This is a genomic window from Hydrogenophaga sp. GW101-3F08, from assembly GCF_059424585.1.
On record NZ_JBWKZP010000006.1, the window covers coordinates 144,958 to 160,731 of the forward strand.

Below are 15,774 nucleotides of genomic sequence, written 5' to 3' on the forward strand. Positions count from 1 at the left end.
GGCACGAGCCCGTCGACAAGCTCAGGGCGAACGGACCTTAGGAGAACCACATGGATTTCGATTTTTCCGACGACCAGGAACAGCTGCGCGACGCCGTGCGCAAATGGGTGGACAAGGGTTACGACTTCGAGCGCCGCCGGGGCATCGTGGCCACGGGCGGGTTCAGCCGCGCGGCCTACGGTGAGCTGGCCGATCTGGGCCTGACCGGCCTGTACGTCCCGGAGGTCGATGGCGGCATGGGCATGGGCCCCGTCGAAGGCATGGTGGTCATGGAAGAACTCGGGCGCGGCATCGTGCTCGAACCCCTGGCGCAGGCACTGATCGCCGGCGCCTTGCTGGCGGGCTACGGGCCCGCGGCCTTGAAAACCGAATGGTTGCCCGGCGTGGCCTCGGGCGAAACCCTGGTGACCCTGGCCTACCAGGAACGCCGGGCGCGTTACCGCCTGGACGTGTGCTCGACGAGCGCCACCGAAGCGGGCGGCGCCTGGGCGCTGTCCGGCACCAAGAGCATCGTGGCCGCGGGTGACCTGGCCGACGCCTACATCGTCCCGGCCATGGCGGGCGGGCGGCTGGCCTTGTTCCTCGTGGCGCACACGGCCGGGGGCGTCAGCGCCAGCGGCTACGCCACGCAAGACGGCGGGCGCGCCGCCGAAGTGGTGTTCCAGAACGCACCGGCCCAGCTGATCACCACCGACGGGCTGGCGGCCCTGGAACACGCAGTGGACATCGGCATCGCCGCGGCCTGCGCCGAAGCCGTGGGCGTGATGGACAAGACCCTGGCGATCACGGTCGAGTACCTGAACACACGCAAACAATTCGGCGTGGCGATCGCCAGCTTCCAGGCCCTGCGCCACCGCGTGGCCGACATGAAGATGCAGCTGGAACTGGCCCGCTCCATGAGCTACTACGCCAGTCTGAAACTCAACGCCCCGGCAAACGAACGCCGCACCGCCATGGCGCGCGCCAAGGTGCAACTGGGTCAGAGCATGCGCTTCGTCGGCCAGCAGGCGGTGCAGCTGCACGGCGGCATCGGCGTGACCGACGAATACATCGTGAGCCACTACTTCAAGAAACTGACCCAGCTGGAAATCAGCTGGGGCGACACCCTCCACCACCTGGGGGAGGTGTCGGCGCGGATGGAGGAGACGGCGGGGGTGTTTGCCTGAGTCTTCTGTTGGCAACGATCCTGAAGCCCCGCTTTGCGGGGCTTTTTCTTTTCGCTCAATGGTGTCGCGGGATCGATGAGGCGCCAGGCCTTACTCCGCTCATGTCCCCCGGCGCCGCTTCGCGGCACCTCCTCCTTTACTTCGCTGCGCAAAACCCGACGCCTCACCGATCTGCCGATGTATTGGCACTCCACCGCTGGCACGCCCGGGCGGTCGCGGCCTGAGGGCGCTGGGTGAGTGACGCAGCGAAGTAAAGGAGGAGACAAGGGCGCGGCCCTTGGCGGGGGACATGAGCGTAGTTACTCATCCAGCGCCCTCAGGCCATTGAAGAAGCACAAGCAAGCACAACCGAGTCAGGCGTGAAGACGGGATGTCTTCGGCAGGTGCGCCATCAGGAACTCCATCTGGTCCGCCAGGATGCGGCGGTTGCGCAGGATGAAGTCTTCCCACAGGCTGGGCACGTAGGGCGCGTACAGCAGCGGCATGTTGGCCTGCTCGGGCGTGCGGTTGCCCTTGCGGTGGTTGCACGAGCGGCAGGCCGTCACCACGTTCATCCACAGATCGCGTCCGTTCTGCCCCAAGGGAATGATGTGCTCGCGCGTCAGCTCTTCTTCGTGGAAGTGCCCGCCGCAGTAGCCGCACAGGCAGCGATCGCGCGCAAACAGTTTGCTGTTGGTGAGCGTGGGTCGCAGGTCAAAGGGGTTGATGCGTGGAACGCCCTGGGTGCCGATGATGGAGTTGACGGCGATGATGGACTGGCGACCCGAGATCGCGTTGTGTCCACCGTGAAACACCGCCACCTCGGCGCCCATTTCCCAGCGCACTTCATCCGCCGCGTAATGCAGCACGGCTTCTTCGAGGCTGATCCAGGACTGGGGCAGTCCCTGCGCAGACAGCTTCAAGACCTTCAAGACCCACCTCCATGTTGACAAACAACCGGACAATCTGTCTTCAGAGCGGGGCGCCACCGCAGGGTCGCGTTCCGCACGTGTGTCAATATACAGTGCTTCTGTGACAAGCACCTGAACCGCGTCCAACTCCTGGGAGTGGACCGACATCGCCCATGAAAATCATCCGTGGCCTCTGGAACCTGCAACATGCCCTGCGCCACGAGGCCATCGCGGGCTGTGCCCTGACCATCGGCAACTTTGACGGGGTGCACCGAGGCCACCAGGCCATGCTGGCCCTGCTGAACAACGAGGCCCGGCACCGCGGCGTGCCCAGCTGCGTCATGACCTTCGAGCCGCACCCGCGCGACTATTTCGCCGCCGTGCACCACAAGCCCGATCTGGCCCCCGCGCGCATCGCCACCCTGCGCGACAAGCTCGAGGAACTGGCCCGCTGCGGCGTCGACCGCTGTGTGGTGCTGCCGTTCAATGCCCGGCTGGCCTCGCAGACCCCACAGGCCTTCATCGAAGACACGCTGGTGCGCGCGCTGGGCGTCAAGTACGTGCTGGTGGGCGACGACTTCCGTTTCGGCGCCCAGCGCGCGGGCGACTACGCCATGCTGGATGCCGCCGGCGCATCGCTCGGTTTTGACGTGGCGCGCATGCAGAGCTACGAGGTCCATGGCGTGCGGGTGTCCAGTTCGGCCGTGCGCGAAGCGCTGGCCGCGGGCGACATGGACCGGGTGGCCGCCCTGCTGGGGCGACCGTTCAGCATCAGCGGCCACGTGGTGCATGGTCGCAAGCTCGGGCGCCAGCTGGCCGAAAGCAGCCCGGGACGCGGCGACGGTTTTCGCACGCTCAACCTGCGCTTTGCGCACTGGAAACCGGCGGCCAGCGGTATTTTTGCGGTGCATGTGCACGGCCTGGGTCCCGAGGCGGACTCCCCCCCTCTGTCCGGCGTCGCCAACCTGGGGGTACGCCCCTCACTGGACCCGAACGACGCCAATGGCGGGCGGGTGCTGCTGGAGACGCACTGTCTGGAATGGCCCGAGGCGCTGGTCGCCAGCCTGCCCGGCGGGGAGGCCTACGGTAAAATCATCCGCGTGGAACTGCTGCACAAACTGCACGACGAGTTGAAGTACGACAGTCTGGACGCCCTGACCCGGGGCATCGCCAGGGACTGCGACGATGCACGTGCTTTTTTTGCGTCCCTGCCGAACCAAGCGTACGTGCAGACGCACCGCCAGACCACCCGCGATCGAATTTAACGCCGCAGCCGGGGCGACGAGCCCCGGGCCGCGCGCCCTCTGACAGGCTCGGGGCGACCCGCCCCCCTCCCGTGCGCCCTGTTGCACCAACGAGCCTGCCCTCGCCGATCCCGAATTCGAAAGTCGAACCACCATGTCTGAGAAGCCCGTCGCCCCGAAAAACGAGGCCAAGCCCGAAGCCAGCGCCTACCGCGCCACGCTGAACATGCCCGACACGCCGTTCCCGATGCGCGGCGACTTGCCCAAGCGCGAGCCGGCCTGGGTCGGAGCATGGAACGAGGGTGGCCTGTACAAGCGCCTGCGCGATGCCCGCCAAGGCGCCCCGCTGTTCGTGCTGCACGACGGTCCGCCCTACGCCAACGGCAAGCTGCACATCGGCCACGCACTGAACAAGGTGCTGAAAGACATGATCGTGAAATCGAAGCAGCTCGCCGGCTTCGATGCCCAGTACATCCCCGGCTGGGACTGCCACGGCCTGCCGATCGAGAACGCGATCGAAAAGCTGCACGGCCGCAACCTCGGCCGCGACGACATGCAGGCCAAGAGCCGCGCCTTCGCGACCGAGCAGATCGATCAGCAGCGCGAAGACTTCAAGCGCCTGGGCGTTCTGGGCGACTGGGAGCGCCCCTACCGCACCATGGACCCGGCCAACGAGGCGGGCGAGATCCGCGCCTTCAAGCGCGTCATCGAGCGCGGCTTCGTCTACCGGGGCCTCAAGCCCGTGTACTGGTGTTTCGACTGTGGCAGTTCGCTGGCCGAGTTCGAGATCGAATACGCCGACAAGCAGAGCGACACGCTGGACGTGGCGTTCGAGACCGATGACGCCACGAAGCTGACCGCCGCCTTCGGCCTGTCCGCGCTGCCCGCCGGCAAAAGTGCCTTCGTGGTGATCTGGACCACCACCGCCTGGACGATTCCCGCCAACCAGGCGCTCAACGCCCACCCCGAACTCACCTACGCGCTGGTGGACACGCCCATGGGCTGCCTGGTGCTGGCCGAAACGCTGGTGGACAACTGCCTGGAACGCTTCGGCCTGCAAGGCTCCGTGCTCGCCACGGCAAAAGGCGACCAGCTCGGCGGCCTGAACTTCCGCCACCCGCTGTACGACGTGGACGCGGGCTACCGCCGCCTCTCGCCGGTCTATGTGGCCGACTACGTGAGCGACAGCGACGGCACCGGCATCGTGCACTCGGCGCCCGCCTACGGCGTGGACGACTTCAACTCCTGCGTGGCCAACGGCCTGGCGTACGACGACATCCTGAACCCCGTGCAGGGCAACGGCGCCTACGCGGCCGACTTCCCGCTGTTCGGTGGCCTGCACATCTGGAAGGCCGTGCCGGTCATCCTCGAAGCGCTGAAGAACGCCGGCCGCCTGATGGCCACGCAGAAGATCACCCACAGCTACCCGCACTGCTGGCGCCACAAGACGCCGGTGATCTACCGCGCCGCCGCGCAGTGGTTCGTGCGCATGGACGAGGGCGAAGGCGTGTTCACGAAGGACAAGGCGCCCAAGACCCTGCGCCAGCTGGCGCTGGACGCGATCGACCACACCAGCTTCTATCCCGAGAACGGCAAGACCCGCCTGCGCGACATGATCGCCAACCGGCCCGACTGGTGCATCTCGCGCCAGCGCAGCTGGGGTGTGCCCGTGCCGTTCTTCCTGCACAAGGATTCGGGTGAGCTGCACCCGCAGACGATGGAGATCCTGAACCAGGCGGCCGACATCGTGGAAAAGGGCGGCATCGAGGCCTGGAGCCGCGTGACGGCCGAAGAGATCCTGGGCACCGAAGACGCTCCGCACTACACCAAGAGCACCGACATCCTGGAGGTGTGGTTCGACTCCGGCTCCACCTTCTGGCACGTGCTGCGCGGCAGCCACGCCCACGCCTACCCCAATGGCGCCAGCCACGCACAAGGCCCCGAGGCCGACCTGTACCTCGAAGGTCACGACCAGCACCGCGGCTGGTTCCACAGCTCGCTGCTGCTGGGCTGCGCGCTCTACGACCGCGCGCCCTACAAGGGCCTGCTGACCCACGGCTTCGCCACCGACGGCCAGGGCCGCAAGATGAGCAAGAGCCTGGGCAACACGGTGGAGCCGCAGTCGGTGACGAGCAAGCTCGGCGCTGAAATCGTGCGCCTGTGGGTGGCCAGCACCGACTACTCGGGCGACCTCAACATCGACGACAAGATCCTCGCCCGCGTGGTCGACGCCTACCGCCGCATCCGCAACACGCTGCGTTTCCTGATGGCCAACACGGTGGACTTCGACCCCGCCACCGACGCCGTGCCGCTGGAACAGATGCTGGAGATCGACCGCTACGCCCTGGCCCGCGCCAGCGAGCTGCAGGCCCAGATCCTCGCGCACTTCGATGTGTACGAATTCCACCCGGTGGTGAGCAAGCTGCAGGTGTACTGCTCGGAAGACCTGGGCGCGTTCTACCTCGACGTGCTCAAGGACCGGCTGTACACCACGGCGCCCAAGAGCCTGGCACGCCGCTCGGCCCAGACCGCGCTGCACCAGATCACCGACGCCATGCTGCGCTGGATGGCGCCGTTCCTGAGCTTCACCGCCGAAGAGGCCTGGAGCCATTTCGCGGGTGACAAGAACCAGGGCTCGATCTTCTTCGAGACCTACGCGCCACTGCCCTCGGCCAACGAAGCCCTGCTGGCGAAGTGGAACCGCATCCGCGCCATCCGTGACGTGGCCAACAAGGAGATCGAAGCCGTGCGCACCGCGGGTGCCGTGGGCGCCTCGCTGCAGGCCACGCTGGTGATCACCGCGGGCGCCGACGATGCGGCCCTGCTGCGCTCGCTGGGTGACGATCTGAAGTTCGTCACCATCACATCCGCCGCCACGGTGCTGGACGGCGCCGAACTGCAGGTGACGGTGGCCCCCAGCGCAGCGCAGAAGTGCGAGCGCTGCTGGCACTACCGCGACGACGTGGGCGCCGATGCGGCCCACCCCAGCCTCTGCGGCCGCTGCGTGAGCAACCTGGCCGAAGCCGCGGGCACGGGCGCCGGCGAAACCCGTGAGGTGGCCTGAGATGGCGAAAACAGGCAACGCAAGCGTGTGGCCCTGGCTGGGTCTGGCGGTCGCCATCGTGCTGCTGGACCAGTTCACCAAGACCCTGATCCTGGGCAACTACCGGCTCGGCGACAGCACCACCGTTACCGACTTCTTCAACGTGATCCGAGCGCACAACACCGGCGCGGCCTTCAACTTCCTCTCCAACGCCGGTGGCTGGCAGCGCTGGTTCTTCACCGGCATCGGTGTGGCCGCGGCCGCGTTCATCGTCTGGATGCTGCGTTCGCACCCGGGCCAGAAGCTGTTCGCGTTTGCGCTGGCCTGCATCCTGGGTGGCGCCGTCGGCAACGTGATCGACCGCCTGTTGCACGGCTATGTGGTGGACTTCCTGGACTTCCACTGGGGATTCCTGGCCGGCATCTTCCCCGGCGGACATTTCCCGGCCTTCAACATCGCCGACGCGGGCATCACCGTCGGCGCCGTGGGTCTGATCCTCGACGAGATCCTGCGCGTGCGGCGCGGCCGCTGAGCCCGTCGCAACGGACGCGCGGCGTGTCCGGCCGGGTGGCCGGTCCGCCGCGCGCCGCCGCCCGGCCAGGCGGGCGCGTATAGTTTTGAGGTTCATGAGACATCTGCTGGATCTTCTGGCCGCCGTGGCCTTGCTGGTGTGGGGTACGCACCTGGTGCGCACCGGGGTGCTGCGCGTCTTCGGCAGCAACCTGCGCCAGATGCTCGCCACCAGCATGGGCAACCGCTTCTCGGCCGCGCTCTCCGGCCTGGCGGTCACAGCCCTGGTGCAGTCCAGCACCGCCACCGCCCTGATCACCGGCTCCTTCGTGGGCCGGGGCCTGATCGCGCTGCCCGCCGCCCTGGCCGTGATGCTGGGCGCGGACATCGGCACCAGCGTGATGGCGGTGGTGTTTTCCTTCGACCTGTCCTGGCTCTCGCCGCTGTGCATCTTCACCGGCGTGGCGCTGTTCATCTCGCGTCAGGGCTCCGTGCCCGGCGACGTCGGGCGCATCCTCATCGGCCTGGGCCTGATGCTGCTGGCGCTGCAACTGGTGACCGGTTCCACCAACCTGCTGACGCAGAACCCGGCGGTGCAGCTGATGCTGGAATCGCTCAGCAGCGACCGCATGCTGGAGATCCTGGTGGGCGCCACGCTGGCGGTGCTGGCCTACTCCAGCCTGGCCGTGGTCCTGCTCGCCGCCACCTTGGCGCTGCAGGTGGTGGGGCTGGACGTGGCACTCGGCCTGGTGCTGGGGGCCAACCTGGGCAGCGGCCTGATGGCCGTGGTCACCACCGCCCGATCGGGCATCCGCACCCGGCAGGTGCCCTTGGGCAACCTGCTGTTCAAGCTGCTCGGCGTGGCCATCGCGCCCTGGCTGATTCCACTCTGGCTCCAGGGGGTGCAACCCCTGGTGCAGGACCCGGCCACGCTCACGGTGCTGTTCCACCTGAGCTTCAACCTCATGGTGGGCCTGATCTTCATCGGCCTGACCCACCCGGTGGCCCGGCTGGTGGAAAGGCTGCTGCCACTGCAGGACGGCAACGGCCCGCTGGACCGGCCCAACCACCTCGACCCCTCGGCGCTGGCCACGCCGTCGTTGGCCATCTCGTGCGCCGCGCGCGAGGCGCTGCACCAGGCCGACGTGGTCGAAACCATGTTGCGTGGCGTGGTCACCGTGATCCGGAACAACGACCTCAAGCTGGCCCAGGACCTGCGCAAGCTGGACGACACCGTCGACAGCCTGTATTCCGCCATCAAGTACTACCTGACCAAGATCTCGCGCCAGCAGCTCAGCGAGGAAGAAAGCCGGCGCTGGACCGACATCATCAGCTTCACCATCAACATGGAGCAGATCGGCGACACGGTCGAGCGGGTACTGCTCGACATCGAGGAGAAGAAGATCCGCAAGGGTCGCGAGTTCTCCGAAGCGGGCATGGCCGAGATCGTCGAACTGCATGCGCGCCTGCTGGACAACCTGCGCCTGGGCATGAGCGTGTTCCTCAACGGCAACGTGCGCGATGCCCAGCGGCTGCTGGAAGAGAAGGTGCGCTTTCGCGACCTGGAGCGCGAGTACGCCGCCGCCCACCTGCAGCGCCTCTCGGGCATGAGCATGCTGAGCATGGACACCAGCGCGCTGCACCTGGACATGATCAGCGACCTCAAGCGCATCAACTCCCACATCTGCTCCATCGCCTACCCCATCCTCGACAGCGCCGGTGTGCTCGCGCCCAGCCGGCTGCGCGCGTCGCCACCAGCGCCAGAGCGGCACTGAGCAAGGCCCCGGGTGGTGGCACCGCAGCGGCACGACCCCTGTGCTACGCTGGCAAACCGTTTGCGACCCGCCCCAGGAGACACCCATGCCCGGACTGCTGCCCCACATCGACCCCGACGGCCTGCTCGAATTTTCGGTGGTCTACACCGACCGCGCGCTCAACCACATGTCCAAGCGCTTTCAGGGCGTGATGACCGACATCTCGGCCATGCTCAAGCGCGTCTACGGTGCGCATTCGGCCGTGCTGGTGCCCGGCAGCGGCACTTTCGGCATGGAGTCGGTGGCACGCCAGTTCGCGCACGGCAAACACGTCATGGTGATCCGCAACGGCTGGTTCAGCTACCGCTGGACGCAGATCTTCGACATGGGGTCCATCCCCGCCAGCCACACCGTGATGAAGGCCCGGCGCATCGCCGATGGCCCGCAGGCCGCCTGGGCGCCCGCGCCGATCGACGAAGTGACCGCCGCCATCGCGGCAGAAAAACCCGCCCTGGTGTTCGCACCCCACGTGGAAACCGCCGCCGGCATGATGCTGCCCGACGACTACCTCAAGGCCGTGGCCGACGCGGTGCACGCCGTGGGTGGCCTGTTCGTGCTGGACTGCATCGCCTCGGGCGCGATGTGGGTGGACATGAAGGCGACCGGCGTGGACATCCTGATCTCGGCGCCGCAGAAAGGCTGGAGCAGCTCGCCCTGCTGCGCGATGGTGATGCTGAGCGAACGCGCGCGTAAAGCGATCGACACCACCCAGAGCACCACCTTCGCGATGGACCTGAAGAAGTGGCTGCAGATCATGGAAACCTACGAAGGCGGCGGCCACGCCTACCACTCCACGCTGCCGACCGACGCCCTGCTGCGGCTGCGCGACACCATGCAGGAAACCGAGGCCTACGGCTTTGCCAAGGTACGCGATGAGCAGATCGCGCTCGGCCGCGCCGTGCGGGAGCTGCTGGAGAACAACGGGTTCCCCAGCGTCGCGGCCAAGGGCTTCCAGGCGCCGGGCGTGGTGGTGAGCTACACCACCGACCCGGACATCCAGAACAGCAAGAAATTCCTCGCGGCCGGCCTGCAGACCGCCGCCGGCGTGCCGCTCCAGTGCGACGAGCCGGCCGACTTCCGCAGCTTCCGCATCGGCCTGTTCGGCCTGGACAAGTGGCACGACGTGAACGGCACGCTGAGCCACCTGGACGCCGCGCTGCGGACCGTGGCGCCACAGCCGGTGGCCACGCCGGCCTGACTGGCCCTTTGAGCGAACGCTGCCGAGCCGCAGCGGTTCGCCCGCTCCTCTTTGGAGCATGCCTGTGAAATCAGGCATTCAAAAGTTACAATAATGCCCGGCGCAATTCTAAAAATTGCGCCTTTTTTATTACTCAAGAAGCACAACGGCCTGCGCACCAGCGCAGGCCGTTGTGCCGATCTGGGTATCGCATCTGTTTTGTTCCAGGGAGTTTTCATGAAAAAACTGATTCCGTTCATCACGTTCGCCACCATGGCATTCACGGGCCTCAGCGCCCAGGCCCAGGTGGTCAAGCAAAAAGCCAGCAGCGGCATGGCCAAGGCCGAGGGCGCGCTCGACAAGGGCCTGGCCTCACAAGGCCTGAAAAACCAGGGTCTGTACGGCGAGCTGGGCCTGAGCCTGCTGAGCTATAAGATCTCGAACCACGGCATTTCCGCCAAACCCATCATGCTGCGCGGCATCGTGGGCTACGACTACCACCCCCAACTGGCCGCCGAAGCCATGCTGGGCCTGGGTCTTCGCGGTGGCAGCGCCACCGGCTACTTCGGTTCGGCCTACAACGTCAGCGCGGGCACCATGATCGGCGTCTATGCCAAACCACGGCTGCAGCTGGGCGACATGGAGGTGTTTGGCCGCCTTGGCCTGGTCAACACCAGCTCCAGCGTCCGCGGCTACACCGGGACCGACGGCGGCGCCGGGCTGTCCTATGGCGCGGGTTTCAGCTACCTGACCGACTGGGCCTCGTTCAACCACCGGAAGATCTCGATCAACGCGGACTACATGTCCTACTACAGCGGCAGCGGTGTGAAATACACCGGTTTCACGCTGGGCGCCGGCATGAAGTTCTGACACCCGCTGACCTCCGGCAACCAAGCCACCCTCGGGTGGCTTTCTTTTTTTCCAAGCGGTGGGGCCGGCACGCCTTACCGAATGAGACAAACGTATCCCCTGCTTTCGCCATGTAGCGGGAACGACGCTTTCCTCCAGGGACTCCAGCACAGTGTTGCCCTCACGGAGGGCGGCATTCTTCACCATTCTGAACTGGAGGTTTCATGAAACATCTCGGCAAATTTGTCGCCATCGCCGCTGTCGCGCTCACCGCCACCGCTGCCCAAGCACAAGGAGCGTACGGAGAGCTGGGGTACAGCCGCCTCAATTTCGACAACCGGGACGACGGCTTCTCCGCCAAGGTCAACCCCTCCATGGTCCGCGGCATCGCGGGCTACGAGCTCAACCCCAATCTGGCCGTGGAAGGCTTGCTGGGTCTGGGCGCGGGCTCCGACGATGTGAACGTCGGCGGGGTCACGGTCAAGGGCAAGGTTGAGCACGTGTATGGCGCCTTCGTCAAACCCAAGATCCGTCTGGGCGAGTCCGTGGAACTGTTCGCCCGGGCCGGTGTCGCCGGCACCAAGGTCAGCGCCCGTTCGGGCAACCTGAGCGTTTCGGACTCGGGGGGCAGTTTCGCCTACGGGGCGGGCATGAGCTTCGCGCTGGGTGGCAACACCTCCTTGAATGCCGACTACATGAACTACTACGACCGCAAGGGCGTCAAGGTGGACGGCCTCAACATCGGCGTCGGCATGAAGTTCTGAGTCCGCCGGCCCAACGCTGAGCCCGCCCGCAAGGCGGCTTGAAGCACCGACAAAGCCCCCACCTGCTGGGGGCTTTGTTTTGTGGGCGAACGACCGCGTGGATTCACAAGATCGAGGCGGCCCGCCACCGGAGTGGCTGACGGCGACCGGGCGAACCCGACTACGGCAACAGGATGGTGCAGCCCGTGGTCTGCCGCGCCTCCAGGCTGCGGTGCGCGGCCTGCACGTCGGTCAGCGCAAAGCGCTGGTCGATGCGGATCTTCACGGCGCCGCTGGCCACCACCGCGAACAGCTCGTCGGCCATGGCCTGCGTGCGCTCGCGGCTGGTGATGTGGGTGAAGAGCGTCTGGCGCGTCACGTACAGCGACCCCTTGGCGCCAAGGATGCCGGGCGCGAACGGCGCCACCGGGCCGCTGGCGTTGCCGAAGCTCACCATCAACCCAAACGGCATCAGGCAGTCGAGCGACTTGTCGAAGGTGTCCTTGCCCACCGAGTCGTAGACCACCTTCACGCCCTTGCCGCCGGTGATCTCTTTCACCCGCGCGGCGAAATCCTCGCTGCGGTAATTGATGGTGAATTCCGCGCCGTGCTCCCGGGCCAGCGCGCATTTGTCGTCCGAACCCGCGGTGCCGATGAGGCGCAGGCCCAGGGCCTTGGCCCACTGGCAGGCGATCAGCCCCACACCACCGGCCGCGGCGTGGAACAGCACGAAGTCGCCCGGATGCAGCCCTTCCACCGGTGGGCAGCGCTTGAGCAGGTACATCGCGGTCAGACCCTTGAGCATCATGGCCGCGCCGGTCTCGAAGTCGATCGCATCGGGCAACCGGCACACGTTCATGGCCGGCATCACGCGCAGGTCGCAGTAGCTGCCGGGCGGGTTGGCGGCGTAGGCGGCTCGGTCGCCCACCTTCAGGTGCGTCACGCCTTCGCCCACCGCCTCGATCACGCCCGCGCCCTCCATGCCCAGCGACAGGGGCATGGCGTTGGGGTACAGGCCGCTGCGCTGGTAGACGTCGATGAAGTTCAGGCCGATCGCGTGGTGGCGGATGCGCACCTCGCCCGGGCCGGGTTCACCCACGCTCAGCGCTTCGATCACAAGCTGTTCGGGGCCGCCGTTGGCGTGGATGCGCACGGCGCGGCTGGTCTGGGTCATGGGAATCTCCTTCGTTCTGAACGACCCACATGCTGCCACGAAACCACCGTGTCGCCAGTGAGGCAGGCCGTCAGCCCCGCGCCAGCGCAGGGCATGCCCGTATGGGTACAGTGCCGGCATGTCCGCACCCGCCCGCCTCACGCCGTCCACCATCGCCCTGTTGTTGATCCCGCCGCTGCTGTGGGCCGGCAACGCCGTGGTCGGCCGGATGATGCAGGGCGCCATTCCGCCCATCACCTTCAACTTCGTGCGCTGGGTGCTCGCTGGTGCGCTGCTGTTGCCGCTGGCCGGCTGGGTGCTGCGGCCCGGTAGCGGCCTGTGGGTCCACAAGAAGCGCTTCGCCCTGCTCGGCCTGCTGGGCGTGGGCATGTACAACGCGCTGCAGTACATGGCGCTCAAGACCTCGACCCCGCTGAACGTGACCCTGGTGGCCTCCAGCATCCCGGTCTGGATGCTGATCCTGGGCCGGCTGCTCTATGGCGTGCCCATTTCGCGCCGTGCCGCGCTGGGCTCAACGCTGTCGCTGGCCGGCGTGGCGGTGGTGCTCGCGCGGGGCGATCTGGCGCAGCTGCTGGCGGTGCAGTTCGTGCCGGGCGACGCCTGGATGGTGCTCGCTTCCATCACCTGGGCCTGGTACAGCTGGCTGCTGGTGAGGCCACCCGAAGGCGGCTACCCGGCCCACATCAAGGCCGACTGGGCGGCCTTCCTGCTGGCGCAGATCGCGTTTGGCCTGGGCTGGTCCAGCCTCATGACCACCGGCGAATGGCTCAGCCTGCCGCCCGCCACCGCAGGCAACACCCACATCGCCTGGGGTTGGCCCCTGGCCGCCGCGCTGGCCTACGTGGCCATCGGGCCGTCGCTGCTGGCCTACCGCTGCTGGGGCGCCGGCGTGGCCCGCGTCGGGCCGGCCATCGCCGGCTTCTTCAACAACCTCACCCCGTTGTTTGCCGGGCTCATGTCGGCCACGCTGCTGGGCGAGCTGCCCCAGCTCTACCACGCGGCCGGCTTCGTGCTGATCGTGGGCGGGATTTTCGTTTCTTCGCGACGCTGAGGTTCAGTCGAACGAGAGGTCGGGTCGAAGACCCGCCTGGCGCACCACGCCCTGCCAGCGCTCGCCCTCGGCCATCAGCAGGTCGTGCAGCTGGCCTGGTGTGGAGGTTTGCACCCGGGCGCCGTCGGCCTCCATGCGCGCCACGATCTCGGGATCCTTCAAGACGCCGTTGAGCGCGGCGTTCAGCTGCCGCACCACCGCTGGCGGTGTCTTGGCCGGCGCAAACAGGGCATACCACTGCGTCATCTCGACACCCGACACACCGGCTTCCTGCAGCGTGGGCACATCGGGCAGCGCGGGCAGGCGTGTCGGGCCGGCGACCGCCAGCGCCTTCAGACGCCCGCTGCGCAGATAGGGCTGGGCCGTGAACAAGCTGGGGAACATCACCTGCACCAGGCCATTGGCCACGTCGGCAATGGCTGGTGCGGCGCCGGAAAAGTCCACCCGCTGCAATTGGGAGCCGGTCTGCAGGCGGAACAGTTCGGCGGCGAAATGCGGCACCGTGCCTTCACCAGCCGAGGCATAGCTCATACGCCCGGGTGACTCGCGCAGCAGACGCACCAGGTCCGCCACGCTGTCCACCCCCAACGCGACCGGGACCACGAGCAGCGTGGGCGAATAGCCGATCAGACCGATGGGCGCGAAGTCGGCCACTGGGTCGTAGCGCAGCTTTTGCAGCGCCGGGTTGATGCCATGTGTGGCGATGTAGCCAAACATCAGCGTGTGACCGTCGGGTTGGGCCGCGGCCACGTACTCGCAGGCGATGCTGCCATTGGCACCGGCACGGTTGTCCACCACCATCGACTGCCCGAGCACGGGGCCGAGCTTGCGCATGAGGGTTCGCGCCATGGTGTCGTTGCCACCGCCTGCACTGGTCGGCACGATCACGTGCACCTCGCGCTGCGGAAACTGACGCTGTGCCATCACACCGGCCACGGCGTCGGTCGCTTCCGGCGCGGGCGGAAACACATAACCTGGCAGATGCAACATGCCCTGCATGATCTTGCGCGCCGTGCGAACCAGGGCGGCGCTCTGCACGGTGGCGGCGTCGCCCGAGCCATCGATTTCCACCTCCACATCGATCTGTCCGGCGGGATGCAGCACCACCAACGGATGGCGCCCGGGCGACCGCGCCACGCCGCTGGCCACCGTGCCGGGCAAGGCAAAGGCGGTCGCCACACCAATGGCGCCGGTGACGGCGTGTGAGGCATGGCATTTGTGGGGCGTGAAATAGCGCGAGGTGATGCTGTTGGGTGCGTCACCGGCGCTGACCAGCACCGGTTTGGGAACCACGCTGCCCGATACATCGCCCAGACCCATGCGCTGTCCGGCCTGCAACCGCAGCGCTTCGATGCGCGCCAGCAGCGCCACATTGGCGTCCAGCTCGGCCGGACGCTCGCGACCGGTGAGCCCCAGGTCGGTGGCACGCAGCATCATCAACGGCATGGCCGCGTCGATGCAGGTCACGTCGAGGCCGTCGATGATGTCGATGCGCTGTCCCGTGGGAAAGAGCTGTCCGGTCACCGCGCCCCAGGCATCCAGAAAGTTCAGCAGCACGGGCGCTGCGGTGCCCGCCACGCCGTCGATGCGGGCATCGCCTTCGTACGTCACCTTGCCCCCAGGCGTGCACACGGTCACCTCGATCTGCGAGCCGGTGTTGACGTTGTGGATGCGCACGGTGGTGGTGCCCTCCTGCGCAGGGATCAGCCCTTGCTCGATCGCAAACGGGGCCACGCCCGCGAGCATGTTGCCGCAGTTGGGCCGGGTGTCCACCGACCGATGCCCCACCCCCACCTGGGCGAACAGGTAGTCGAGATCACAATCGGTCCGTGTGGAGCGCGACACGATGGCCACCTTGCTGTTGAGCGTGCTGCCGCCGCCCAGACCGTCGAGCTGCAGCGGGTCCGACGCACCAATGGCGCCGATCAGCGCCTGGTCGCGCGCCTCGTCACCCTCGGGCAGCCAGTCGCGCAGGAAGAAAGGGCCACGTGAAGTGCCTGCACGCATAAGAACACAGGGAATGGACAGCTTCATGGCTCACTCTACTTTTGGAACGACGTTGGCGCAACGTGGCACACCGAAAAAGGGCCACCCGAAAGCGGCCTGAAACCTT

12 protein-coding genes are annotated in these 15,774 nt (G+C 67.0%); 9 read left to right on the forward strand and 3 right to left on the reverse strand.

What is annotated here, in order from left to right; genetic code table 11:
- Nucleotides 1–50 precede the first annotated feature (50 nt).
- Nucleotides 51–1,166, forward strand: a complete 1,116-nt coding sequence (locus AC07YZ_RS16365; protein WP_494795472.1) for an acyl-CoA dehydrogenase family protein — start codon at nucleotides 51–53, stop codon at nucleotides 1,164–1,166.
- A gap of 353 nt (nucleotides 1,167–1,519) precedes the next feature.
- Here AC07YZ_RS16365 and AC07YZ_RS16370 read toward each other — a convergent pair whose 3' ends face one another.
- A complete protein-coding gene (locus tag AC07YZ_RS16370; RefSeq protein WP_226491744.1) occupies nucleotides 1,520–2,077 on the reverse strand; it encodes an HNH endonuclease in 558 nt (185 codons plus the stop codon).
- A gap of 152 nt (nucleotides 2,078–2,229) precedes the next feature.
- On the opposite strand from AC07YZ_RS16370, the gene AC07YZ_RS16375 reads away from it, so the two are divergent.
- The 7 genes from AC07YZ_RS16375 to AC07YZ_RS16405 all read left to right on the forward strand — a co-directional run bounded on the left by AC07YZ_RS16375 (nucleotide 2,230) and on the right by AC07YZ_RS16405 (nucleotide 11,457).
- Nucleotides 2,230–3,321: a bifunctional riboflavin kinase/FAD synthetase gene (locus tag AC07YZ_RS16375; RefSeq protein WP_494795473.1), complete on the forward strand. Its 1,092-nt coding sequence runs from the start codon at nucleotides 2,230–2,232 to the stop codon at nucleotides 3,319–3,321.
- A 133-nt stretch (nucleotides 3,322–3,454) separates the two neighbouring features.
- Nucleotides 3,455–6,364: an isoleucine--tRNA ligase gene (ileS, locus tag AC07YZ_RS16380; protein ID WP_494795474.1), complete on the forward strand. Its 2,910-nt coding sequence runs from the start codon at nucleotides 3,455–3,457 to the stop codon at nucleotides 6,362–6,364.
- A gap of 1 nt (nucleotide 6,365) precedes the next feature.
- Nucleotides 6,366–6,875: a signal peptidase II gene (lspA, locus tag AC07YZ_RS16385; RefSeq protein WP_494795475.1), complete on the forward strand. Its 510-nt coding sequence runs from the start codon at nucleotides 6,366–6,368 to the stop codon at nucleotides 6,873–6,875.
- 94 nt (nucleotides 6,876–6,969) lie between these two features.
- Nucleotides 6,970–8,628 (forward strand): Na/Pi cotransporter family protein, encoded by a 1,659-nt coding sequence (locus tag AC07YZ_RS16390; RefSeq protein ID WP_226491740.1) that lies wholly within the window; start codon nucleotides 6,970–6,972, stop codon nucleotides 8,626–8,628.
- 85 nt (nucleotides 8,629–8,713) lie between these two features.
- A complete protein-coding gene (locus AC07YZ_RS16395; protein WP_494795476.1) occupies nucleotides 8,714–9,865 on the forward strand; it encodes an aminotransferase class V-fold PLP-dependent enzyme in 1,152 nt (383 codons plus the stop codon).
- 216 nt (nucleotides 9,866–10,081) lie between these two features.
- A complete protein-coding gene (locus AC07YZ_RS16400) occupies nucleotides 10,082–10,714 on the forward strand; it encodes a porin family protein (RefSeq protein WP_226491738.1) in 633 nt (210 codons plus the stop codon).
- Between the two features lie 203 nt (nucleotides 10,715–10,917).
- On the forward strand, nucleotides 10,918–11,457 hold the full coding sequence (locus AC07YZ_RS16405; protein ID WP_226491737.1) for a porin family protein: 540 nt from the start codon (nucleotides 10,918–10,920) through the stop codon (nucleotides 11,455–11,457).
- Nucleotides 11,458–11,617: 160 nt separating this feature from the next.
- Here the strand turns inward: AC07YZ_RS16405 and AC07YZ_RS16410 are convergent, their stop codons facing one another.
- Nucleotides 11,618–12,610 (reverse strand): quinone oxidoreductase family protein, encoded by a 993-nt coding sequence (locus AC07YZ_RS16410; protein WP_226491736.1) that lies wholly within the window; start codon nucleotides 12,608–12,610, stop codon nucleotides 11,618–11,620.
- Nucleotides 12,611–12,728: 118 nt separating this feature from the next.
- On the opposite strand from AC07YZ_RS16410, the gene AC07YZ_RS16415 reads away from it, so the two are divergent.
- Nucleotides 12,729–13,661 carry a DMT family transporter gene (locus AC07YZ_RS16415; protein WP_494795477.1) on the forward strand — a complete coding sequence of 311 codons (933 nt, stop codon included), beginning with the start codon at nucleotides 12,729–12,731 and terminating at the stop codon, nucleotides 13,659–13,661.
- Nucleotides 13,662–13,664: 3 nt separating this feature from the next.
- On the opposite strand, the gene AC07YZ_RS16420 is transcribed toward AC07YZ_RS16415, so the two are convergent.
- The gene (locus tag AC07YZ_RS16420; RefSeq protein WP_494795478.1) at nucleotides 13,665–15,695 is read right to left on the reverse strand and encodes a 4-oxalomesaconate tautomerase; all 2,031 of its coding nucleotides are present in this window, start codon (nucleotides 15,693–15,695) and stop codon (nucleotides 13,665–13,667) included.
- Nucleotides 15,696–15,774: the final 79 nt, after the last annotated feature.

Coding starts and splice junctions, on each gene's coding strand:
- ileS (WP_494795474.1), top strand. CDS start 3,455: ATGTCTGAGAAGCCCGTCGCCCCGAAAAACGAGGCCAAGCCCGAAGCC.
- lspA (WP_494795475.1), top strand. CDS start 6,366: ATGGCGAAAACAGGCAACGCAAGCGTGTGGCCCTGGCTGGGTCTGGCG.
- AC07YZ_RS16390 (WP_226491740.1), top strand. CDS start 6,970: ATGAGACATCTGCTGGATCTTCTGGCCGCCGTGGCCTTGCTGGTGTGG.
- AC07YZ_RS16365 (WP_494795472.1), top strand. CDS start 51: ATGGATTTCGATTTTTCCGACGACCAGGAACAGCTGCGCGACGCCGTG.
- AC07YZ_RS16400 (WP_226491738.1), top strand. CDS start 10,082: ATGAAAAAACTGATTCCGTTCATCACGTTCGCCACCATGGCATTCACG.
- AC07YZ_RS16410 (WP_226491736.1), bottom strand. CDS start 12,610: ATGACCCAGACCAGCCGCGCCGTGCGCATCCACGCCAACGGCGGCCCC.
- AC07YZ_RS16405 (WP_226491737.1), top strand. CDS start 10,918: ATGAAACATCTCGGCAAATTTGTCGCCATCGCCGCTGTCGCGCTCACC.
- AC07YZ_RS16375 (WP_494795473.1), top strand. CDS start 2,230: ATGAAAATCATCCGTGGCCTCTGGAACCTGCAACATGCCCTGCGCCAC.
- AC07YZ_RS16420 (WP_494795478.1), bottom strand. CDS start 15,695: ATGAAGCTGTCCATTCCCTGTGTTCTTATGCGTGCAGGCACTTCACGT.
- AC07YZ_RS16395 (WP_494795476.1), top strand. CDS start 8,714: ATGCCCGGACTGCTGCCCCACATCGACCCCGACGGCCTGCTCGAATTT.
- AC07YZ_RS16415 (WP_494795477.1), top strand. CDS start 12,729: ATGTCCGCACCCGCCCGCCTCACGCCGTCCACCATCGCCCTGTTGTTG.